27 protein-coding genes are annotated in these 21,307 nt (G+C 34.6%); 9 read left to right on the top strand and 18 right to left on the bottom strand.

The genetic code is table 11. The features are described 5' to 3' along the window. Positions 1 to 28: 28 nt before the first annotated feature. A complete protein-coding gene (locus Q0X14_RS14350; RefSeq protein WP_297840073.1) occupies positions 29 to 1,396 on the bottom strand; it encodes a dipeptidase in 1,368 nt (455 codons plus the stop codon). Between the two features lie 133 nt (positions 1,397 to 1,529). On the opposite strand from Q0X14_RS14350, the gene Q0X14_RS14345 reads away from it, so the two are divergent. Beyond that, entirely contained in the window at positions 1,530 to 2,906 is a 1,377-nt protein-coding gene (locus tag Q0X14_RS14345) for an LptF/LptG family permease (protein ID WP_297844759.1), read from the top strand. Next, positions 2,887 to 3,975 (top strand): LptF/LptG family permease, encoded by a 1,089-nt coding sequence (locus tag Q0X14_RS14340; protein ID WP_297840071.1) that lies wholly within the window; start codon positions 2,887 to 2,889, stop codon positions 3,973 to 3,975. The genes Q0X14_RS14345 and Q0X14_RS14340 overlap by 20 nt, the downstream gene beginning before the upstream one ends. A gap of 159 nt (positions 3,976 to 4,134) precedes the next feature. Here the strand turns inward: Q0X14_RS14340 and Q0X14_RS14335 are convergent, their stop codons facing one another. After that, a complete protein-coding gene (locus Q0X14_RS14335; protein WP_014559655.1) occupies positions 4,135 to 4,461 on the bottom strand; it encodes a DUF3467 domain-containing protein in 327 nt (108 codons plus the stop codon). A gap of 2 nt (positions 4,462 to 4,463) precedes the next feature. Next, the gene (locus Q0X14_RS14330; RefSeq protein ID WP_297840067.1) at positions 4,464 to 5,609 is read right to left on the bottom strand and encodes a tetratricopeptide repeat protein; all 1,146 of its coding nucleotides are present in this window, start codon (positions 5,607 to 5,609) and stop codon (positions 4,464 to 4,466) included. A 202-nt stretch (positions 5,610 to 5,811) separates the two neighbouring features. On the opposite strand from Q0X14_RS14330, the gene Q0X14_RS14325 reads away from it, so the two are divergent. The 6 genes from Q0X14_RS14325 to Q0X14_RS14300 all read left to right on the top strand — a co-directional run bounded on the left by Q0X14_RS14325 (position 5,812) and on the right by Q0X14_RS14300 (position 11,067). Then, positions 5,812 to 6,930: an adenosine deaminase gene (locus Q0X14_RS14325; protein ID WP_297840064.1), complete on the top strand. Its 1,119-nt coding sequence runs from the start codon at positions 5,812 to 5,814 to the stop codon at positions 6,928 to 6,930. Beyond that, on the top strand, positions 6,911 to 7,246 hold the full coding sequence (locus tag Q0X14_RS14320; protein WP_297840061.1) for a hypothetical protein: 336 nt from the start codon (positions 6,911 to 6,913) through the stop codon (positions 7,244 to 7,246). Before Q0X14_RS14325 ends, Q0X14_RS14320 begins: the two co-directional genes overlap by 20 nt. 2 nt (positions 7,247 to 7,248) lie before the next feature. Further along, positions 7,249 to 8,907, top strand: coding sequence for a urocanate hydratase (gene hutU / locus Q0X14_RS14315; protein WP_297840059.1), 1,659 nt, complete (start codon positions 7,249 to 7,251; stop codon positions 8,905 to 8,907). A gap of 95 nt (positions 8,908 to 9,002) precedes the next feature. Continuing rightward, positions 9,003 to 9,302: a hypothetical protein gene (locus Q0X14_RS14310; RefSeq protein WP_366522813.1), complete on the top strand. Its 300-nt coding sequence runs from the start codon at positions 9,003 to 9,005 to the stop codon at positions 9,300 to 9,302. A gap of 74 nt (positions 9,303 to 9,376) precedes the next feature. Continuing rightward, entirely contained in the window at positions 9,377 to 10,567 is a 1,191-nt protein-coding gene (locus Q0X14_RS14305; RefSeq protein WP_297840053.1) for a 3-phosphoglycerate dehydrogenase, read from the top strand. A gap of 56 nt (positions 10,568 to 10,623) precedes the next feature. Then, positions 10,624 to 11,067: an SRPBCC family protein gene (locus Q0X14_RS14300; protein ID WP_297840052.1), complete on the top strand. Its 444-nt coding sequence runs from the start codon at positions 10,624 to 10,626 to the stop codon at positions 11,065 to 11,067. A gap of 3 nt (positions 11,068 to 11,070) precedes the next feature. On the opposite strand, the gene Q0X14_RS14295 is transcribed toward Q0X14_RS14300, so the two are convergent. The 13 genes from Q0X14_RS14295 to atpB form a co-directional block, all read right to left on the bottom strand. After that, a complete protein-coding gene (locus Q0X14_RS14295; RefSeq protein ID WP_297840049.1) occupies positions 11,071 to 11,826 on the bottom strand; it encodes a hypothetical protein in 756 nt (251 codons plus the stop codon). A 42-nt stretch (positions 11,827 to 11,868) separates the two neighbouring features. Beyond that, positions 11,869 to 12,204 (bottom strand): 50S ribosomal protein L19, encoded by a 336-nt coding sequence (gene rplS, locus Q0X14_RS14290; protein WP_041294324.1) that lies wholly within the window; start codon positions 12,202 to 12,204, stop codon positions 11,869 to 11,871. Between the two features lie 20 nt (positions 12,205 to 12,224). Next, positions 12,225 to 12,899, bottom strand: coding sequence for a tRNA (guanosine(37)-N1)-methyltransferase TrmD (gene trmD, locus Q0X14_RS14285; protein ID WP_366522812.1), 675 nt, complete (start codon positions 12,897 to 12,899; stop codon positions 12,225 to 12,227). Beyond that, positions 12,889 to 13,404: a ribosome maturation factor RimM gene (rimM, locus tag Q0X14_RS14280; RefSeq protein ID WP_297840043.1), complete on the bottom strand. Its 516-nt coding sequence runs from the start codon at positions 13,402 to 13,404 to the stop codon at positions 12,889 to 12,891. Before rimM ends, trmD begins: the two co-directional genes overlap by 11 nt. A gap of 8 nt (positions 13,405 to 13,412) precedes the next feature. Beyond that, positions 13,413 to 13,646, bottom strand: coding sequence for a KH domain-containing protein (locus Q0X14_RS14275; protein WP_290660995.1), 234 nt, complete (start codon positions 13,644 to 13,646; stop codon positions 13,413 to 13,415). Positions 13,647 to 13,778: 132 nt separating this feature from the next. After that, complete coding sequence (gene rpsP / locus Q0X14_RS15660; protein WP_366522783.1) at positions 13,779 to 14,180, bottom strand: 30S ribosomal protein S16; 402 nt, start codon at positions 14,178 to 14,180, stop codon at positions 13,779 to 13,781. Between the two features lie 27 nt (positions 14,181 to 14,207). Further along, positions 14,208 to 15,533 (bottom strand): signal recognition particle protein, encoded by a 1,326-nt coding sequence (ffh, locus tag Q0X14_RS14265; RefSeq protein ID WP_297840037.1) that lies wholly within the window; start codon positions 15,531 to 15,533, stop codon positions 14,208 to 14,210. Between the two features lie 36 nt (positions 15,534 to 15,569). Further along, entirely contained in the window at positions 15,570 to 16,448 is an 879-nt protein-coding gene (gene atpG, locus Q0X14_RS14260; RefSeq protein WP_297840034.1) for an ATP synthase F1 subunit gamma, read from the bottom strand. Positions 16,449 to 16,464: 16 nt separating this feature from the next. Further along, a complete protein-coding gene (atpA, locus tag Q0X14_RS14255) occupies positions 16,465 to 18,012 on the bottom strand; it encodes a F0F1 ATP synthase subunit alpha (RefSeq protein ID WP_297840031.1) in 1,548 nt (515 codons plus the stop codon). A 22-nt stretch (positions 18,013 to 18,034) separates the two neighbouring features. Continuing rightward, on the bottom strand, positions 18,035 to 18,589 hold the full coding sequence (gene atpH, locus Q0X14_RS14250) for an ATP synthase F1 subunit delta (protein WP_297840028.1): 555 nt from the start codon (positions 18,587 to 18,589) through the stop codon (positions 18,035 to 18,037). 2 nt (positions 18,590 to 18,591) lie between these two features. Further along, complete coding sequence (gene atpF, locus Q0X14_RS14245) at positions 18,592 to 19,140, bottom strand: F0F1 ATP synthase subunit B (RefSeq protein WP_297840025.1); 549 nt, start codon at positions 19,138 to 19,140, stop codon at positions 18,592 to 18,594. A 48-nt stretch (positions 19,141 to 19,188) separates the two neighbouring features. Continuing rightward, positions 19,189 to 19,407, bottom strand: a complete 219-nt coding sequence (locus tag Q0X14_RS14240; protein WP_014559637.1) for an ATP synthase F0 subunit C — start codon at positions 19,405 to 19,407, stop codon at positions 19,189 to 19,191. A gap of 33 nt (positions 19,408 to 19,440) precedes the next feature. After that, on the bottom strand, positions 19,441 to 20,280 hold the full coding sequence (gene atpB, locus Q0X14_RS14235) for a F0F1 ATP synthase subunit A (RefSeq protein ID WP_297840022.1): 840 nt from the start codon (positions 20,278 to 20,280) through the stop codon (positions 19,441 to 19,443). Between the two features lie 241 nt (positions 20,281 to 20,521). Between atpB and Q0X14_RS14230 the strand changes: the two genes are divergently transcribed. Continuing rightward, the gene (locus Q0X14_RS14230; RefSeq protein ID WP_297840019.1) at positions 20,522 to 20,683 is read left to right on the top strand and encodes a hypothetical protein; all 162 of its coding nucleotides are present in this window, start codon (positions 20,522 to 20,524) and stop codon (positions 20,681 to 20,683) included. Here Q0X14_RS14230 and Q0X14_RS14225 read toward each other — a convergent pair. Both Q0X14_RS14225 and Q0X14_RS14220 read right to left on the bottom strand, forming a co-directional pair. Continuing rightward, positions 20,663 to 20,926: an AtpZ/AtpI family protein gene (locus Q0X14_RS14225; RefSeq protein WP_297840014.1), complete on the bottom strand. Its 264-nt coding sequence runs from the start codon at positions 20,924 to 20,926 to the stop codon at positions 20,663 to 20,665. The genes Q0X14_RS14230 and Q0X14_RS14225 overlap by 21 nt on opposite strands. A 5-nt stretch (positions 20,927 to 20,931) precedes the next feature. Beyond that, positions 20,932 to 21,303, bottom strand: coding sequence for a polymer-forming cytoskeletal protein (locus Q0X14_RS14220; protein WP_297840012.1), 372 nt, complete (start codon positions 21,301 to 21,303; stop codon positions 20,932 to 20,934). Positions 21,304 to 21,307 lie beyond the last annotated feature (4 nt).

The raw sequence follows: 21,307 nt of genomic DNA, 5'->3' as shown, positions 1-21,307 counted from the left end.
AAGTAATATCCGGGACACATTAAAAAAATTATACTCTTGAAAATTCATCAAGAAAATATGCTGAACTTTTTATTCCAAGTTTAAAGTGATTGAGATTAAAATGTTCATTTGGTGAATGAAGATTTTCACTATCCAATCCTAATCCCATTAAAACGGGACAGGCTTTCAAACGGTTTGCAAAATCAACGACAATAGGAATAGAACCTCCTTCACGCATAAAAACTGTTTTCTTCCCAAATGCCTTTGACATTGCTCTTGAAGCAGCTTTGGTTGCTTTATGATCTAATGGTGCAAGCACAGGATATCCACCGTGAATTGAAGTAACTTTCACATTAACATAATCAGGTGCGATTTGTTTAATATACTTTGTGAAAAGTTTTTCAATCTTTTTCGGATCCTGATTCGGAACAAGTCGCATACTTATCTTAGCAGAAGCTTTTGATGGAATAACAGTTTTAGCGCCTTGTCCTGTAAATCCACCAACAATACCATTGCAATCAAGAGTTGGACGAGCCCAGATTCTTTCAAGCACTGAGTAACCTTTTTCGCCGACAGATTTTTTAATGCCGATACTTTTTGCAAATTCTTTTTCAGAAAATTTAAGTGCTTTGAAATTCTGTCTTTCTTCTTTGGTAAGCTTCAGAACATCTTTATAAAATCCGGTAATCGTTATTCTTCCATCTTTATCTTTCAACTTTGCAATCATTTCAGCAAGAATATTAATCGGATTTGGAACAGCACCACCATAAGTTCCTGAGTGAAGATCACGATTTGGTCCAACAACTTCAACTTCCATATAAGCAAGTCCGCGTAATCCATAAGTAATTGTTGGAACACCAACATCATATAAAGAAGTATCTGAAATCAAAACAGCATCAGCTTTCAGAAGTTCAACATTATTCTTAAGAAAAGAAGTTAAGTTTGAACTTCCGATTTCTTCCTCACCTTCAATAATAAACTTAACATTGAGAGGAAGACTTCCGTAAGTTTTGAAATAAGCTTCAACACTTTTAATGTGAACAAACATCTGACCTTTATCATCTGTAGCACCGCGAGCATAAATATTATCACCTTTAATTGTTGGTTCAAAAGGTGGACTTTCCCACAACTCTATTGGGTCAACCGGCTGAACATCATAATGTCCATAAATTAAAACTGTCGGTTTGCCGGGAGCACCTAACCATTCAGCGTAAACAAGAGGATGACCTTCGGTCTGAAAAATTTCAACTTTATTCATTCCTGCATCTTTAAGTTTAGCAGCAACAAACTCAGCAGCAGTTTGCATATCTCTGCTATGTTCGGGAAGTGTACTTATTGAAGGAATTCTTAAGAACTCTTTAAGTTCATCAAGATATCTTTCATAATTCGAATCAATAAAATCAACAACTTCTTTCATTTAAACTCCTTTCAGAAAATTCGATTAGAAAAATTTTACTTATTCCTGCAAACAAAAATAAGCTATAAGACACTATTAAACCTATGCAATTCATTTCCTTGTTAAGTTTTTTTTGCTTGGTTATATTCGGTTTATGATTTTGTACAGATATATACTTCGTAATCACTTCATTCCATTCATTTTTTCACTGATTACTTTGATTTGCATCTTTTTGCTTCAGTTTCTTATGAAATTTGCTGATAGAATGGTCGGGAAAGGTTTAGATGGCTGGATTATTACCAAGCTTATTGTCTTTAATTTAAGCTGGATGGTTGTGCTTGTAGTTCCGATGGCAACTCTTGTTGCTACCCTTATGGCTTTCGGAAATATGAGTCAGAATAATGAAGTAACGATTATGAAATCATCAGGTGTAAGTTTGTACAAAATGATGTTGGCTCCAATTGTTGCGTCACTGGTTTTATCATATCTCTTATATCTGTTCAACAACGAAGTTCTTCCTGATGCAAATCACGAAGCTAAAAATCTGATGAGCGATATCTCGCGAACAAAACCAACTCTCTCACTTGAGCCGGGATTTTTTTCGCAGGAAGTTCCCAACTATGCGATTCTTGCGCGAAGGATAGATCAGCAAACCAATGTACTTTATGATCTTACAATTTATGATTATTCAAATGCATTGCTGATAAATGTTGTAACTGCAAAAAAAGGAAGAATCTTTTTCTCAGCAAATCAAACAAAGCTTATAATGGCTTTGGAAGATGGAGAAATTCACGAATCGAATGTTGAGAATACAACAATGTACAGAAAACTAAGATTTGAAAAACATAAAATTGCAATGAATGCTGATTTGTTTTCTTTTCAGCAATCAGGACCGACATCAAGAGGAGAACGTGAGTTAAGTGTTGAGGATATGAAATACATTACTGATAGTCTTTATAAAATTCAGGCATCCAATTATAAATCACTAAACAACGAAGTTGAAAAGTATCTGTTGTTTAAAAATAAATTTCCATTCAAAGCATCACCTGTTCAGAATCAAAGTAAAGATGTTGAGAGAATAAAAAACCTTGACAGAGTAAAAACAGCGTTGAATATGGTGCTTTCAGCTTATCGAAGAGTTGAATGGACTCAGCGGGAAATTGAGAAATATGAAGTTGAGATTTATAAGAAATATGCAATTCCTGCTGCCTGTTTTGTATTTATCTTAATTGGAGCTCCACTTGGAATTATGGTTCGAAAAGGTGGTTTTGGTGTTGCTGCGAGTATCAGCTTGTTTTTCTTTTTACTCTACTGGGCATTTTTAATAGGTGGAGAAAAACTTTCTGAACGAGGAATTATTTCTCCTTTTATGGGAATGTGGTCAGCTAACATCCTGCTCTTTATCGCAGGAACATTGTTAACAATTCAGACAAATCTCGAAACAAAAACAATTTCTTTTGATGTATTGAAAAAACTCATACCGAAATCTTTCCAGCAGAAAGCCGAGAGCGATGAAAATCAAAATTCTTGACAGATATTTAATCAAACAATTTCTTCAAACGATTTTATTTGGATTGCTTGCTTTTACTTTGATATTTGTCGTGATTGATGCAATGGAAAATCTTGATGACTTTATTGATCAGAGTGTTCCAACATTAAAGATCCTTCATTATTATTTTGTGTTTTCACCTGAGATAATAAGATTGATGACTCCGGTTGCGGTTTTGTTTGCAGCATTGTTTACCGCAGGAAAAGCTGCAAACCTTAGTGAACTTACTGCAATTAAAGCAAGCGGAGTAAGTCTGTTTCGCTTTATGCTGCCTTTTATTGTAACCACTTTTTTCATTTCATTATTTTCAGTTTACTTTGGTGGCTATCTGGTACCTATGGCAAACAAAACAAAGATAAACATCGAGCAGGTTTATCTGAAAAAGAATTTATCTTTTGCAGAGAGCAACATCTATTTTCAGGATAGCAAGACTAGAATAATCAGTATTTCGTATTTCGATTCTGAAAGAAACCGGGCAAACAGAGTAAGCATTCAGGATTTTTCTTCAGATGATTTAACCAGAATGATCAGAAGAATTGACGCCGTTTTTCTTCAGTATGATTCAACTAAGAAAACCTGGATTGCTGATAATGGCGTTGAAAGAATTTTTTATCCGGATAAACAGGAAGCAAAATATTTTAATCAATTAGAAATAGATAATTTGAATTTTCTGCCGGATGATTTAACCACAAAGCAAAGAAAAACATCTGAAATGAACCTGGCAGAATTAAAAGATTTAATTAATTCTCAATTAAGAGCCGGAAATGATCCTACATCAACACTAATCGAATATCATTCAAGATTTGCCTTTGCTGCAACAAACTTAATTGTAGTTTTATTTGGATTGCCAATCTCTGCAAACAAACGTAAAGGTGGATTAGCTGTTCAGGTTGGAATAAATATACTCGTCACATTTATTTATTTAGTTTTCATGAAAATCAGTCAGGCATTTGGAAAGAACGGAGCACTTGATCCAATACTAACTGCATGGTTTGCTAACATAATATTTCTGATTGCAGCAGTTTATAATTTATTCAGAGCGAGGTTGTAAGGAGAAAGGAAATAAGGAATAAAGGTATAAGGAAATAAGGTATTGGGTCAGAGGAATAATTTTGAGTTTGAAATGAATTAGGTTGTAAAGTTCGAATTCTGTTCTAAGTTAAAAAAGAAAAGGAGCGAACTGTAGTTCGCTCCCGGCAAAAATATTAAATTAGTTAATCTTGTCTTCTTTAATAGGAACAAAACCAAAGTGCTGATTCTGCGGTGGCTCTATTCTAATCTCACCAAATCTTGCTTCATATTTTTTAATGTTATCTTCAAGAGCTTTCATCAGCATTTTTGCATGCTGCGGTGTGGTTATAATTCTTGCATGCACTTTTGCCTTTGGTACACCAGGAACAATTCTGGTAAAATCAATAACAAATTCTGCTGGTGAATGAGAAATAATAGCCAGGTTAGAATAAATTCCCTCGGCTTCTTTTTCACCAAGCTCGATATTTATCTGTTGTCCCTGTGGAGGTTGTTGTTTGCTATCCATATTTACTTTCTTAATTCGTCTGCTTTGTTAAATGCTTTATTTGCATCTTCAGTCATACCTAAAACTGAATAAACCCGACCTAATAATTCCCAGGTGTTTGCATCTGCTTCGGGCATTTCAACTGCTTTTTCAAGATATGGTAATGCTGCGCGATATTTTTCTTTGTAAGATTCATCAATTTTATTTTCAGCTTCGGCTTTCTTTTGAATTGCCAATCCCCATTTAAGATAAGTTACACCAAGATTATAAATTGCATTATTATAGTTCGGATCTATTTCCAGAGCTTTCTTGAATTGCTCTTCTGCTTCAGCAAATTTTTCAGCACCAAGTAAAAGTACACCGTAATTGTATCTGTAATATTTATTATTTGGTTCAGCTTTTACACCTGCTTCAAACTGACTTGTTGCTTCACTAATTCTATCTGCTCCAATGTAAGCATTAGAAAGGAATAAAAGCATATCGGTATCATCCGGATAAAGTTTTCTTCCTTCAGAGAGCACATCAATTGCTTTATTGAAATATGATTTAGCTTCCTCTTCTTTACCTTGATTTTTAAGGTTTGAACCCATTACATAATAAATCTCACCAAGATATTTATATCCATCTTTCGATTTTTCGAGAGCTATAATTTTTTGTAATGGTGCAATTGCTGATTCATTGTCACCTTTACTCATATACGCAAAAGCAAGATTCTTATAAGAGTCAGCACTATCCGGTTCAATTTCAGCAGCAGCTTTAAAATCAGCAACCGCTTTATCGAAGTAAACCATCATACTGTCTTCATCCTGAATTTTTGCTGCTCTCTGGAAGAATGCAACACCACGGTTGAAAACAGTAACCCAGGTCGATTTCTTATAATCTTTAATTTCTTTTTCATAAGTTTTTGAAATTGACAAGGATTTATCAAAACTCTGAACCATATTCTTGTAATCACCTTTCTCAGAATAAACTACACCCATCAGATAATATCCCTGATCACTATTGGGATTTTTCTGAATTTCCTTCTGCAATACTTCCAAAGCTTTATCATAGTTCTTCTGCTGAATATAAAGTTTTGCACTTGTAATTTCAGTTGATGAGCATTGATAACCCATCAATAGCATACCAAATACAATAAATGCAGCATAAATTAAATTTGATTTCTTCATTTTTACTCCAAATGATAATGATGTTTAATTAATTAAATTCAATTTCAGTTAAATATACCTCTCAAAAATAACACTATTAACAAAAATAATATAACTATTTTTTAACGGTTTGATTTAGCGTAAAAATTCCCTCAATGAACCTCATTTAAATTGATTTTAGCAGCTTAAAAAGATATTTTTTGATAAGAAAAAAGAGGAATTTATGACCACTGAACTCATCTTAAAAACTATTCCCAAGGTTCTGCTCCACGATCATCTTGACGGAGGACTCAGACCGCAAACAATAATTGAGCTGGCTGATGAAATAAAATACAAAAAACTTCCGACAAAAGATCCTGCTGAATTAGGTGAATGGTTTCATCGTGGGGCAAACAAAGGAAATCTTGTTGAATACCTTCAGGGATTTGAACATACGACTGCTGTAATGCAAACAAAAGAATCTTTAACCAGAGTAGCTTACGAAATGATGGAAGATATGAAGAAAGATGGTGTGGTTTATGTTGAAACGAGATTTGCACCTGCACTTCATTTGGAAAAAGGTCTTTATCTAGAAGATACAGTAAAAGCTGTTTTGGAAGGATTGGAAAAAGGCAAAGAAGATTTTGGTGTTGGTTTCGGACTTATCTTATGTGGAATGAGAAACATGAAAAATTCTCTTGAGATTGCCGAGCTTGCTGTCAACTTCAGAAGACAAGGTGTTGTTGGATTTGATCTTGCAGGTGAAGAAGGTGGTTATCCTCCCAAAAAACATATTGATGCTTTTCAGTTTATTCAAAGAGCAAATTTTAATATAACAATTCACGCCGGCGAAGCATTTGGTAAAGAATCAATCTGGCAGGCAATTCAATGGTGTGGTGCTCATCGTATTGGGCATGCGACAAGACTGATTGAAGATATTGTTCTTGATAATGAAGGAAATGTGGTTGCCTTCGGCGATTTAGCTCAGTATGTTCTTGATAAAAGAATACCTCTTGAGATTTGCCTTCTTAGCAATGTTCATACAGGAGCAGTAGATAAAATTGAAAATCATCCTTTTGGAATTTTCTACAGAGAAAAATTTCGTGTTACATTAAATACAGATGACAGATTGATGAGCGATACTACGATGACAAAAGAGTTTATGACTGCAGTGAAATACTTTAATCTTAGCTTTGATGACTTCGAAAAAATTACAATCAACTCGATGAAATCAGCATTTATTCCATACAAAGAAAGACTTCATTATATCTACAATGTAATTAAACCTGGTTACCAGAAAATGCGTGAACAAATTTTATCATTCAACAATATTAAAGGAGAAAATGAAAAAGTTATTCAGTAATTACAATTTCGAATTCGATAAAAATGAAAGAAAACTTCTTAAAACTTTTTGTGGTCAGATACTTAAACAAATTTCAGGTGATTCAAAATTTTTTGCGGAAGAAAAAGCTTTAAACTCAATAGTGAATAAACTTAACAGTACCGATGAAACAATAAAACTAACGAAAGATGAAAAGGTAAGATTAACTCATCAGTTAAAACAAAATATAGATTTCCTGAAAAAGCAGATGCACAAAGGATGGCTCTTTAAAAAGTGGTTATATAAATCTTTGTACAATCAATACAGTAACTTATTAGAAAAACATTTCAGAGATTAAAAATGATAACAGCAGAAAAAATTATTAAAGCACCCACAGGGACAAATATTTCCTGCAAAGGATGGATTCAGGAAGCAGCAATGAGAATGCTGATGAATAATCTTGATCCTGAAGTTGCAGAGAAACCGGAAGAACTTATTGTTTACGGTGGCAGAGGCAAAGCTGCCAGAAACTGGCAATGTTTTGAAGCGATAGTTGAATCACTTAAAAATCTTGAGAATGATGAAACACTTCTTGTGCAATCCGGTAAGCCGGTTGGAATTTTCAGAACTCATTTAAATGCACCACGAGTGATTATTTCAAATTCAATGCTGGTTCCCGATTGGGCAACATGGGATGAATTCCGCAGACTGGAAGCAATGGGATTAACAATGTATGGACAAATGACTGCCGGTAGCTGGATTTACATCGGAACTCAGGGAATACTTCAGGGTACTTATGAAACTTTCGCTGAGTGTGCAAGAAAATATTTTGGTTCAACTTTAAAAGGAAAATTTGTGTTAACTGCCGGACTTGGCGGAATGGGTGGGGCTCAACCACTTGCAGCAACCTTCAATGGTGCTGCTTTCCTTGGAGTTGAAGTTGACAGATCCCGTGCACAAAAAAGAATTGATACTGGTTATCTCGATGTGCTTACTGATAATCTTGATGAAGCTCTGAAAATAGTTCTTGATGCGAAAGAGAAAGGTGAGGCAATTTCAGTTGGATTAGTTGGTAACGCTGGAGAAATTCATCCTGAAATTTTAAAAAGAGGAATTATTCCGGATGTTGTTACTGATCAGACATCAGCTCACGATACACTAAATGGTTATGTGCCGATGGGAATGAGTTTCGAAGAAGCACTCGAATTAAGGAAATCAGATCCAAAGAAGTACATAAAACTTGCTCAGCAGACTATCGTAAAGCATGTTGAAGCAATGCTGGAATTTCAGAAAAGAGGTTCAATTGTTTTTGATTATGGAAACAACATTCGTGGTGAAGCAAAAGAAAATGGTGTGAATAATGCCTTCGATATTCCTGGATTTGTTCCTGAATTTATTCGTCCATTATTTTGCGATGGTAAAGGACCGTTTCGTTGGGCAGCTTTAAGTGGAGATCCAAATGATATTTATGTAACTGACGAAGCTGTTAAAGAAACTTTTCCGGATAACAAGCTACTCATAAATTGGATTGAGATGGCTCAGAAGAAAGTTCACTTTCAGGGATTGCCTGCAAGAATATGCTGGCTTGGTTATGGCGAAAGAGCTAAGATGGGGAAAATTTTTAACAAACTTGTTGCAGACGGAAAAGTAAAAGCACCAATAGTAATTGGCAGAGATCATCTTGATTGCGGTTCAGTAGCATCACCAAACCGGGAAACCGAAGGAATGCTTGATGGAAGCGATGCAATTGCTGATTGGCCAATCTTAAATGCTTTGTTAAATGCTATTGGTGGTGCAAGCTGGGTTTCAGTTCATCACGGTGGAGGTGTTGGTATTGGAAAATCAATTCACGCCGGAATGGTTGTAGTTGCTGATGGAACCAAAGAAGCTGAAGAAAGACTTGAAAGAGTTCTGACTTACGATCCCGGAATGGGAATAATCAGACATGCTGATGCAGGTTATCAGCAGGCAATTGAAAATGCAAAAAAGTGGAACATAAAAATTCCGATGTTGAAATGATTTCATTAAACGAAAATAAAAACTTCAATCGATTGAATTATAAAATAACGAAGAAGAGTTCCCATATAAATAAAATTTTTCTTGTTCTGATTTTTATTTTGATATATTGTTCAGATTCTTATTCACAGAAGAAACCTGTTATCGATTTTGATTCCTGCACATTTAATGGAATACAACTTTATGGTAAAATAAAATTTGTTGATTCGTTTCCTGATATAAAAGTTCAGATAGTTGATTCATTTCCGGATTTGAAAGTTAAAATTGTAGATTCTTTTCCTGATGAATGTGGCAAATGGAAGATTGTTGATTCTTACCCAGATATAAAAGTAAAAATAGTTGATTCATTTCCGGATATAAAAATAAAATTTGTCGAATCTTTTCCGGGAAAACCTTAAAAAAGTTTATCCGATGTTTTCTTTTTATTAGTACTCCTAAAATATTCTTCTTAACAAAAAAGAAAGAGGTATCTATGAAACTAAAAGTATTAATCGCAGATAAATTTCCTGATAAGTACATTCAGGAATTAAAAGCACTTGATCTTGATGTTATTTACGAACCCAAACTTGGGGAAAAAGATCTTCCCAAAGCAGCAGAAGATGTTGACATATTGGTTGTTCGCTCAACTGTTGTAAATGAAGAAACAATTAACAACAGTAAAAAACTTAATCTTATAATTCGTGCTGGCTCAGGGGTGAACAACATTGCTATTTCTGCTGCAAATAAAAAAGGCATCTATGTTGCAAACTGTCCGGGAATGAACGCTGTGGCAGTTGCTGAGCTTACAATCGGATTAATGATTGCACTGGATAGATTTATTCCAGATAATGTTTCGGATTTCAGAAATGGAATCTGGAATAAGGATAAATATTCCAAAGGCAAAGGACTCAAAGGAAAAACTTTAGGTATCATAGGTGTTGGTAATATCGGTAAAGAAGTTGCAAAGCGCGCACTTGCTTTTGAGATGAATGTTTATGGAAAAGATATTTCAAGAATTGAAGGTGTTCAGATTAAAGATTTTTCTGAAATGGATCAACTATTGCCACTTTGCGATATAGTAACTATTCACCTTCCTGCTACACCGCAAACCAAAGGATTATTCAATAAACAAATGTTCAGCTATATGAAAGATGGTGCTTATTTGATAAACACATCCAGACACGATATCATTGTCGAAGAAGACTTACTTGAAGCAATTAAAGAAAAGAATCTCAGAGTTGCTCTTGATGTTTTCAAAGGTGAACCAGAAGGAAAATCGGGAGAAGTAAAATCCCAGTTGCAGAATAATCCGAATATTTATGTAACTCACCATATTGGTGCATCAACTGAGCAGGCACAGGATGCAGTTGCTGAAGAAACAGTTAGAATCATTAAACATTATGTTCACAGTGGAGTAATTGATCATTGGGTAAACAGAGCAAAAGTAACTGATGCAAAATATCAATTGGTGGTCAAACACTACGATAAGCCCGGTGTGCTTGCAAGTGTACTTGATGTAATTCGACAAGGAAATATTAATATTGAAGAAATCGAAAACATCATTTTTGAAGGTGGTATTGCTGCTTGTTGCACAATGAAATTGAAACTTCCTGCAACTGCAGAAATGTTAAAGCAAATAAGTGAAAATCCAAATGTTATTAGTGTAAGTCATGTAGAAATTTAACTCACGAATGGCAGTCAGGAGATAGCTTCTGACTGCTTTTCTTTCCGAAAGAATCCATGCCTAAAATAATTGCTTCTGATAGTGTTGAACTTAATTATTCTTTAGAAAAAGTCTGGTCAGTTATTTCTGATTTTGATTCATATAAAATCTGGTGGCCACGATTAGTTAATCTTGAGATCAAAAGTGAAAATCAACAAGTGATTGGTACGACTTTAAAGGCAAGTCCATTTGGTGGAAAATCTTTTTCAATAAGAGTTGTTGAAATAACTAATCTCAAAGAAATAAAGTTGGAATATTTTGATGGTTTATATCGTGGTTTGGGAAGATGGATTATTGAAAGCAATAATGACAGTACAATTTTAACTTACGAAGTGAATCTTGATATTGTCGATTCTCTTACAAAGTTAATTTCTTACATTCTGCCAGTTTCTAAAATTCATTCTATAATTTTCAGAAAAATATTTTCAAACCTGAAGGATTATCTGAAAGAAAAAAATTGAAGATCAGACAAATTTAATTTCAAATAAATCGTTGGTAATGCCGTGATAGTATGGCAACTGAAGTAAAGATTTAATTCCTTCCAAATCCTGCTCTTCCAGATCAAAAATAACATGCTGCATATTAACAGAGATGAACTCAACTGATTGTAACGGATAACCATCCAATAAATTTTCGAATGAGTCCGGGTGACCGGAAATAAAATCATCGCGATGCTTAATTACAAATGACTTTAATGCACTATCATCTTTTGATGCTAAAAGAAAATTCACATAAGGAGCGTTTATCAACTCTATAATTTCTTCAGCAAAGCTTAATCCGTTTAAGAACAACTCTTTTTCATAATTCTCATCACCAGCAATCAATATGTTCTCATCCTGAATCATAAACTCAGGTGTGACCAATCTTGGAGTAATGTCAATATCGTACATTTCCTTTAAAAGAATTTTGCTTAGTAAAGCTTCGTTTGAAGAAATATCTCCTTTGAGGAAAAGCTTATCAATAGTAGTTTGATTTTCTTTGAAATGAAGATATGAATTTGAAAGAAGAGCATTAAAGGAAATCCCTATTTCTGCAGAAACAAAAAAATCTTTATGCGTAACCAAATCCATACTCGGAATAAGACCAATAGCATCATCTTCCGTCATCAACTTTTTTGAAATCAAAGCTGATGGAAGAAACTGAAAACCAATGTCATTATCCTCAGACAACTCTGTTCTGAGAATTTTAGTAAAGATATTTTGAGGTAGATAAAATTTCATAATTATAAAAACTAAAAGCCGCTTTGTTAAGCGGCTTTAATATTATGGATTTTTACTTTTAATCTTGGCTGCCTTACCAGAAAGTTTTCTAAGGTAATAGAGCTTGGCTCTTCTAACGCTTCCCTCTTTAATAAGTTCAACCTTAGCAATTTTGGGAGAGTTAAACGGGAAAATTCTTTCAACACCAACACCGCTTGAAATTTTTCTTACTGTGAAAGTCTTGTTTAATCCCGTTCCTCTGATGCTTATAACATCACCTTCGAAGGGCTGAATTCTTTCTTTTTCACCTTCGATAACTCTTACATGAACACGGATTCTGTCACCCGTGTTAAATTTAGGTATATCAGTTCTTATTTGATCCGATATTACATTATTCAAGTCTATCATTTCGTACTCCGCTAATTATTATAATTCTTCCATTTTTCAGTTAAAATTTTAGATTGTTCTTCTTTCCATTTTTTAATTTCTTTTTCATTTCCTGAAAGAAGAACTTCAGGAACTTTCATTCCACGATATTCAGCCGGCCTTGTATAATAAGGTGCTTCAACAATTTCACCATCCTGAAATGAATCGTCCAGAGCAGCTTCACTATCATTTAAAACTCCGGGAATTAATCGAACCACAGCATCAACTATAATCAATGCAGGAAGCTCACCGCCAGTAAGAACAAATTTACCAATTGATATTTCATCAGTTGCAAAATGTTGTCTTACACGATCGTCAATTTCTTTATAGTGACCAGCAATTATAATTATATTCTTTGCAAGCGAAAGTTTATTAGCATACTTTTGATCAAAAATTTTTCCTTTCGGTGTTGTGAAAATAATATGATCATATTTTCTTTCACTTTGCAGTTTTTCAATACATTCAAAGAACGGTTCGGGCTTTAGAATCATTCCGGGACCGCCGCCAAACGGCTTATCATCAATCTGCTTGTGTTTATTAAAAGCATAATCTCGCAGATTGTGAACATATATTTCTATTTTCTTTTTATTCTGAGCCCTTTTAAGAATACTTGAATTCAAGGGACTTGTTAACAATTCAGGTACAGCAGATATAATATCAATCCTCATCATCACAAATTCCACTATCTTCTTTCACAAAAATAATTTTTTGCTCAGGATTAATTTCATCAAAAAATTTAAGAACAAAAGGTAAAAGCTTAGTTGTATTATTCTCATCAGTTATTTCCAAAACATCATTAGCCGGTGTAGAAAGAACATCCTTAACAATACCTAAAAACTTATCAGCGCAAAACACTTTACATCCAACAAGATCGTGAATGTAAAAAGAATTTTCCTCCAGAGGTGGTAAATCTTTTTGCTCAAGAAAAATTTCTTTACCAACAAAAACCTGCAGCTCTCTTTCAGTTGAAAAATTTTTCAACTTAAGAAGATAACTATCACCCCTTTTCAGAATTTCTTCAATTACGAATTTTTTCTTATTACCCCAGAAATCAACAAAAATAGATTTAGTAGTATAGAGTCTCTCCGGATGATCAGTAAAAAGTTTTAGTTTTACAAAACCATCCCTAGCAGAAACCGCAACTACTTTAGCAATAAGAAAAAAATCATTCAACTTTATCTTTAATCTTCAATTTCCAAAACAGCGCGCTTACCATCTTTAGCTGCTACAGCAGTAAGCAATGTTCTCATTGCCTGGGCAGTTTTACCTTGTTTGCCGATAACTTTACCGACATCTTCAGGTTTTACTTTCAGAGAAAGAACAACTTTCTTTTCTTCAACTGCCTTTTCTTCAACAACAACACCATCCGGGTGGTCAACCAGATGCTTGGCAATGAATTCAATGAATTCTTTCATAGCAGTGCCTCCTACGATTGATGCGGGCGCTTATGTAATTATGTACAGTAATCCGTGAAAAAATAATTACATTTTTTCAACAGTTTTCAGAAGTAGCACCCTTAACTTCTGCTGTACACTGAGAATACAAAATTAGTTAGCAGGTGCTTCTGCTTTCTGCTCTTCTGAAGCAGATTTCTTTTTCTTCCTGGTTTGACCCTTCTGAGCACTGGCTTCTTTTAACTTTTGCCAGTTCTGAATTTCTGCTTCAACTTTTTCCTGCGGAAATCCTTTTTTCTCGAGATGTCTCTTAAGTAATATTCCTTTCTGACTTAATAAACTTCTAACAGTTAAAGTAGGAATTGCACCGCAATTTAACCAGTAGTTTACTCTATCCTCTTTCAGATCAATTGTATGAGGATTTGTCAGAGGATTATACACACCAACTGCTTCAATAAATTTCCCATCTCTTGGTGAACGGGAATCCGCAGCAACAATTTTGTAGATGGGTTGTTTCTTCTTACCCATTCTTCTTAGTCTTAACTTAACAGCCAAGTTATACCTCCGGTATTTATATCATTATCAATTAAATTTAAAATTTTTATTTGATGAGTTGAAGAATCCTTTTTTATTCATCAGGCTCATCATCCTTTGCATTTCCTGAAATTGCTTGATTAAACGATTCACATCCTGAATAGTGGTTCCGCTTCCACGAGCAATTCGTTTTCGACGACTACCGTTCAGAACTTTGGGATTTTCTCTTTCTTGTTTAGTCATCGAGTTAATTATTGCCTCAACTTTTATCAGTGCTTTGTCATCAATTTGCGCATTTTTTATCTGAGAACCAAGTCCGGGAATCATTCCAATCAAACTTGACAAAGAACCCATTTTCTTTATGAGCTTAATTTGCTTAAGAAAATCTTCAAAATCAAATTTATTCTTTCTTAATTTTTCTTCCATTCGCTTGGCTTCAAGCTCATCAATGCTTTCCTGGGCTTTTTCAACCAAAGAAATAATATCGCCTTTGCCAAGAATTCTGGATGCTAATCTGTCAGGATAGAACACATCAAGATTTTCTAACTTCTCACCGTTTGAAACAAATTTAATTGGTTTGCCAACAACAGACCTAATGGAAATAGCAGCACCACCTCTTGCATCACCATCAAGTTTCGAAAGAACAATTCCATCAAAGTTAACAGTTTCATTAAAAGCTTTTGCAGAATTAACTGCATCCTGCCCTGTCATCGAATCAACAACAAATAAAGTCTCTGTTGGTTTTACAATTTCTTTAATGTCAGCAACTTCTTTCATCATTTCATCATCAACATGAAGTCTTCCGGCAGTATCAATAATAAGAGTATCTAAACCTTTGTCCTTAGTATACTTTAGTGATTCCGAAGCTACCAGCCGGGCATCCTTTTGCGCAAGTGAGAATACGGGAACATCAATTTGCTGACCTAAAATTTTTAATTGTTCGATTGCAGCAGGTCTGTAAATATCTGCAGCAACAAGCAGTACTTTTCTTTTTCTTTCTTTAAGTCTTTTAGCAAGCTTTGCTGAAAAAGTTGTTTTACCAGAACCTTGTAATCCTACAACAAGAATTATCGTCGCACCGGTTGGATTAAGTACAATTTCCGAATGACCACCACCAAGTAATTCTACAAGTTCATCATAAATTATCTTAGTAATTAACTGACCCGGTGTGATGGAAGCGATAACTTCCTTACCAAGAGCTTTTTCTTTAACTTTTTCAATAAAGTCTTTTGCAACTTTATAATTTACATCAGCATCAAGAAGTATTCTTCGGATTTCTCTGAGAGTATCAGAAATGTTAGCTTCGGTAAGTCTTCCCTGACCTGTTATCTTCTTAAGAGCAGCATCTAATTTTAAGGATAATTCTTCAAACATATTCTCAATACCTTTCTATACATATCAATTCTTAAATCAGCTTGCCTTTAATGCATTTGCACCGGATACAATTTCAAGTATCTCTTTTGTAATTGCAGCTTGTCGTTCTTTGTTGTATTTAAGATTTAAAGTTCTAATCAATTCCTTGGCATTAGTTGTTGCATTATCCATAGCAGTCATTCTCGCCGCAAATTCAGCAGCATTTGATTCGAGTAAAACTCTCCAAAGCTGAGCTTTGAGATGTTTGGGAATAAGATATTCAAATATTGCTTTTTGATTCGGCTCGTAGATATAATTTGCTTCAGCGTGGCTTTCACTTTTTTCATTGCTATCAACAGGAATCGGAAGGAATTGCTCTACAACAATTTTCTGTTGAATAATTGATTTAAATTCATTGAATATCAGAATCACTTTATCAAATTCACCATTTAGAAAACCAGAGATTAGTTGATCAGAAAGCCGCTGTGCAATTGAATAATTGAGCGAAGCGAAAATGCCGGGATTTATCTGAACAACATTATAATTTCTTTTTGAAAAATAATCAGAACCTTTTTTACCGAGGCAAAACAAACTATGTGAAATATTTTTTTCCTGCAGTTCTTCCTGAATATAACGAGTGGCTTCACGAATAATATTTGTATTGAATGCACCGCAAAGGCCTCTGTCAGCAGTCACAACAACAACAGCAACATTTTTAACATCGCGAGAAATAAACAAAGGATTATTCATCAGGTCGTCATTGCTTGCAAGGTGTGAAAGTAAAGTTTGAATTTTTCTTGCGTATGGTCTTGCATTTAAGATAGCTTCCGTAGCACGACGCAACTTTGCCGCAGCAACCATTTTCATTGCTTTAGTAATTTGCTGCGTACTTTTAACGCCTTTTATTCTCTGCTTTATGTCTCTTAATGTTGCCATTCAGTTTTTGCTTAGCTTAAGATTTTTTAAATGTTGGAAGAAACTCTTCAGCAGCTTTTTTAATCATTTCTTCTGTTTCTTTACTTAAGTCTTTTTCTTTCTTAATATTCTCAAATATCTGATTATACTTCACACTAATGAACTCAAGAATTTCTTTTTCAAATCTCTTTATATCGTGAACTGCAATTGAATCCATATAACCGCGCGTACCTAAATAAATACTAACGACCTGACGCTCAACAGGAACCGGCGAATACTGACCTTGTTTTAACAATTCAACTAATCTGGAACCTTTTGCAAGAGTTGCCTGAGTTGCTTTATCCAAATCAGAACCGAATTTTGCAAATGCTTCGAGTTCTCTGTATTGTGCTAAATCAAGTTTCAATGAACCTGCAACTTTTTTCATAGCTTTGATTTGTGCATTACCGCCAACACGAGATACAGAGATACCAACATTGATTGCAGGTCTAACTCCTGCGTTGAATAAATTCGACTCCAGATAAATCTGACCATCGGTAATCGAAATAACATTAGTTGGAATATAAGCCGATACATCACCTTGCTGAGTTTCAATTACCGGTAATGCAGTTAAACTTCCGCCACCAAGTTCATCACTAAGTTTTGAAGCTCTTTCAAGCAATCGTGAGTGAAGATAGAAAACATCACCAGGATAAGCTTCACGTCCGGGAGGTCTTCTTAAAAGAAGAGAAAGTTCTCTGTATGCCTGAGCTTGTTTTGATAAGTCATCATAAATGCAAAGAGCATGTCTTCCTGAATCCCTAAAGAATTCACCCAAAGTTGCACCTGAATACGGAGCTATGAACTGCAGTGGTGCCGGATCAGAAGCAGACGCAGTAATAACTGTTGTATAAGCCATTGCACCATGTTCTTCAAGTTTTGCCACAACCTGAGCAACAGTAGACTCTTTCTGACCAATAGCAACATAAACGCAATAAACTGGTTTGATTCCTAACTGCTTTGCTTCCTCTGTGTGAGTGTATTTTTGATTGATTATTGCATCAATAGCAACTGCAGTTTTTCCGGTCTGTCTATCACCAATAATTAATTCTCTCTGTCCTCTTCCTATTGGAATCATCGCATCAATAGCTGTTATACCAGTTTGAAGAGGTTCTTTAACCGGTTGTCTTTGAATAACACCAAGAGCTTTTCTTTCAATTGGCAAAAACTTTTCTGTTTTGATTGGTCCTTTTCCATCGATTGGAATACCAAGCGGAGTAATAACTCTTCCAAGCATCTCTTCACCAACGGGCATCGAAGCAACACGCTTTGTTCTTTTGACAACATCACCTTCTTTTACTTTGGTTGATTCGCCAAAAAGAACAACACCAACGCTGTCTTCTTCGAGGTTAAGAACCATTCCGAATACATCATTAGGAAATTCAACAAGTTCACTTGCCATAACCTGGGATAATCCATAAACGCGGGCAATACCATCACCAACCTGCAGAACAGTTCCTACATCATAGATATCAACTTCACTTTCGAAACCTGTTAATTGTTTCCTTAATATTTCGGATATTTCATCAGGTCTTACTTCTGCCATATAAAATTCCTTTTTAATTCCTTTAGTTAAGTAATAAACTTCCTTTTAATAATTGCTGACGCAACAACTCAAGCTGATGGGCAATAGAGGCATCATAAACTGTATCTTTAACTTTTGCAACAAAACCACCGATAACTTTTTCATCAACCGAATAATTCGCAATAACTTTTTTATTGAGAATTGATTCAAATCTCTGCTCAAGCATTTTTTTCTGCTCAGAGCTAAGCTCAAATGCAGATTTTATTTCGACTCTTGCGACACCGGAATATTCATCTTTAAGTTCTAAAAATTTCTCTGCAATATCTTTAAGTGCAGACTCACGATTTTTATCAACTACAAATTCAATGAAATTGATTGTATCAGCCGAAACATTTTTGCTAAAAATTTCTCTTAAAACAGATTTCTTTTGCTCAGTTTTAACAACCGGATTTTCAAGAAATCTTCTCAATAAAGAACTGGATTCAATCGCATTTAAAACGACACTCATATCATCGGCTGCTCTATCAAGAGTTTTCTTCTCGATAGAGGATTCAAGAAATGAAGTAGCATATCTTATTGCAACTTTTCCGTAACTCATATTCAGTTCTTTGAGATTTCCTTGATATACTTTTCAACAAGCTGTTTGTTTTTTTCAGCATCCAAATTTTCTTTAAGAATTTTTGATGCTGCGTCAACAGCAATCTGAGCAACCTGATTTTTCAATTCATCGAATGCTGCGAGTTTTTTTCTTTCTATTTCAGCAGAAGCATCTTCAATAAGTTTCTGTGCCTGAGCTTTGCTTTCATTGATAATCTGTTGTTTAAGATTTTCAGCATAAGCTCTGCTCTGTTCAATAATCTTTTTAGATTCCTCTTCTGCTTTTGCCAAACTTGCCTGATTTTCAGCAAGAATTTTTTTGGCTTCTTCTTTTGCTAATTCTGCCTGAGCTAAAGATTCCTTTATTGCTTCTTCTCTTTGCTTAAGTGCAGTAAGAATAGGTTTCCAGGCAAACTTGCCAAGAATAAAGAGAAGGATCAGAAAAGTTAAAGTGGTCCAGAATGCCAAACCTCCATCAACGGAGAGCAATCCACCACCACCGCCTTCTGATGCAATAATAGAAATCACAGCAAAGTAAATTTTTGCTATCATAATTTTAAAATTAATTATTAGTTAGAACCGGATTGAAAATCCGTTTAATTATTTACTTGCAAGAATAAAGCAAATAACCAATGCAAATAGAGAAATACCTTCAATAAGTGCAGCAGCAATAATCATTGAAGTTCTGATTGCACCAGCAGCTTCAGGTTGACGACCGCTTGCATCCATAGCTGCAGCAGCTAATTTACCAATACCTAAAGCTCCGCCAAAAATTGTTAATCCAGCTCCTAAGCCAGCTGCTAAATATGCGAAATCCATTAATTTCCTCCTTAAATAGTTTAATGAATAATTTTAATGTTCCTGATGAACTGCCATTCCGATAAACAGAGATGACAGCATTGTGAATATATAAGCTTGTAGCAATGCTACTAAAACTTCCAAACTATAAATAAACAAAGCCATTCCCACTGAAACAGGAGAAATAAGATAGCTTTGCATAACAAATATCAAACTTATCAATGCATAGATAACAATATGTCCGGCAGTCATATTAGCAAAAAGACGAATCGCTAAAGCAAATGGTTTTGTAAATAAGCCAAGCACCTCAACTACAATCATAATCGGTAAAAGAAAAACCGGAACGCCGTGAGGTATTAACCCCTTAAAGTATCCAAAGAATCCGTTGTTCTTAATTCCACCAAGTTGAATTGCTAAAAATGACATCGTTGCAAGTGTTGCCGTAACAGCAATGTTACTTGTGAATGTTGCGGAAAAAGGTATAAGTCCTAAAAAGTTTCCAAACAAAATGAAAAAGAATGCTGTTAACAAATACGGAAGAAATCTTTCGTAACCTTTACCAATGGTTGGTTTAGCAATTTCATCGCGAACGAATACAATAAAAACTTCCCAGAAATTTGTTGTGCCTTTTGGAACAAGAGAATTTTGATATGATTTTGCTACTTTAATAAAAACATATGTAAGCAGAATAGCTGCCAGCCACATAAACACAACATGCCGTGTAATTGAAATATCAAATCCAAACAATTCCAAATGCGGAAGATAGACCTTTCCAAACGGTGAGAAATCCAGATAGTTTCCATCCATAACATGGTGAAGAATCCAACTTCCACCGGATTCTGAGTGAGAATTTTTCAGACTGTCGGTTGCTATCTGTGTTGTTAAAGAATCCATCAATTATTCGTTTTTTATCAAAATTTTTTGGTTTTTGAGATATAAAATTTCTACAATTAGAAAATAAAAATAGAAAGTAAAGGTTGTAAAAATAAAAGAATTCATTCTAACATACAAGAAACTTAATGTCAGAATAATCAAAGCGAATATCAAAAAAAACCTGACTACAACTGCCCCAAAAACTATTAATAGAAAACTTTTATTTGGCTTATTTAGACCAATCTTTATGGCGATAAATCCTATGAGAAAATTGATAGAAGCAATTAAAACTCCTAAAGAATATGATTTGAATAAAGAAAAGTCTATTGCGGCTGAAAGAAACAAAGCAGAAAAAACAGAAAGTGCAAGTAAAGGAATTATCACGGAAAAAAAGATAAAAAGTTTATTTTTCTGCATTGTTTGATTCTTTTTTTCTTTTTTCAAGATAATTCAAAGTTTTAAGCAAATTATACATCCCTGAGAAAATACCCAGAAGACCGAAAATCAAAGTAAATATAAATTTCTGGCCGAATTTTTTATCCAGCCAGTTTCCAATCAAAACCATCAACACAATTGTTGCTGCAAGTTGAACCCCTATCCCAAGATAAGGTCCAACTTCTTTAAGTGATTTACCAACACCGGATAGTTTTTCCGGATCAGTTTTCATATTGCTCAGGACTGAATTTTAGGAGCTGACGAATGTCCGCTCATCGAACTTTTTCCTTCGAACACAGCACCAGCTTCAACAACCAATACTTTGGTAACAATATCTCCTTTTAGAACAGATTTTGCTTCCAGTACAAGTTTATCTTTAGCATTTACAGAACCTTCAACTTTTCCACCAATGGTTACTATATCGCCTGTTAGCTGTCCCTGAATATTTCCTGAATCACCGACAGTAAGATTCCCCTGAGCAACGATATCCCCTTTAATTGTTCCGTCAACACGGATATTGCCATTGCTGTTTACTTTACCTTCAATGACAACACCACTGCTTATGATAGTGACTTCGTCCATATAACTTCCATTTGTTTTTGATTTCAAAATA

This window comes from Ignavibacterium sp. (assembly GCF_025998815.1).
Lineage (GTDB): Bacteria > Bacteroidota > Ignavibacteria > Ignavibacteriales > Ignavibacteriaceae > Ignavibacterium.
Note: the sequence above shows the minus strand (reverse complement) of the source record. Positions and strands in the feature narration are given on the sequence as shown.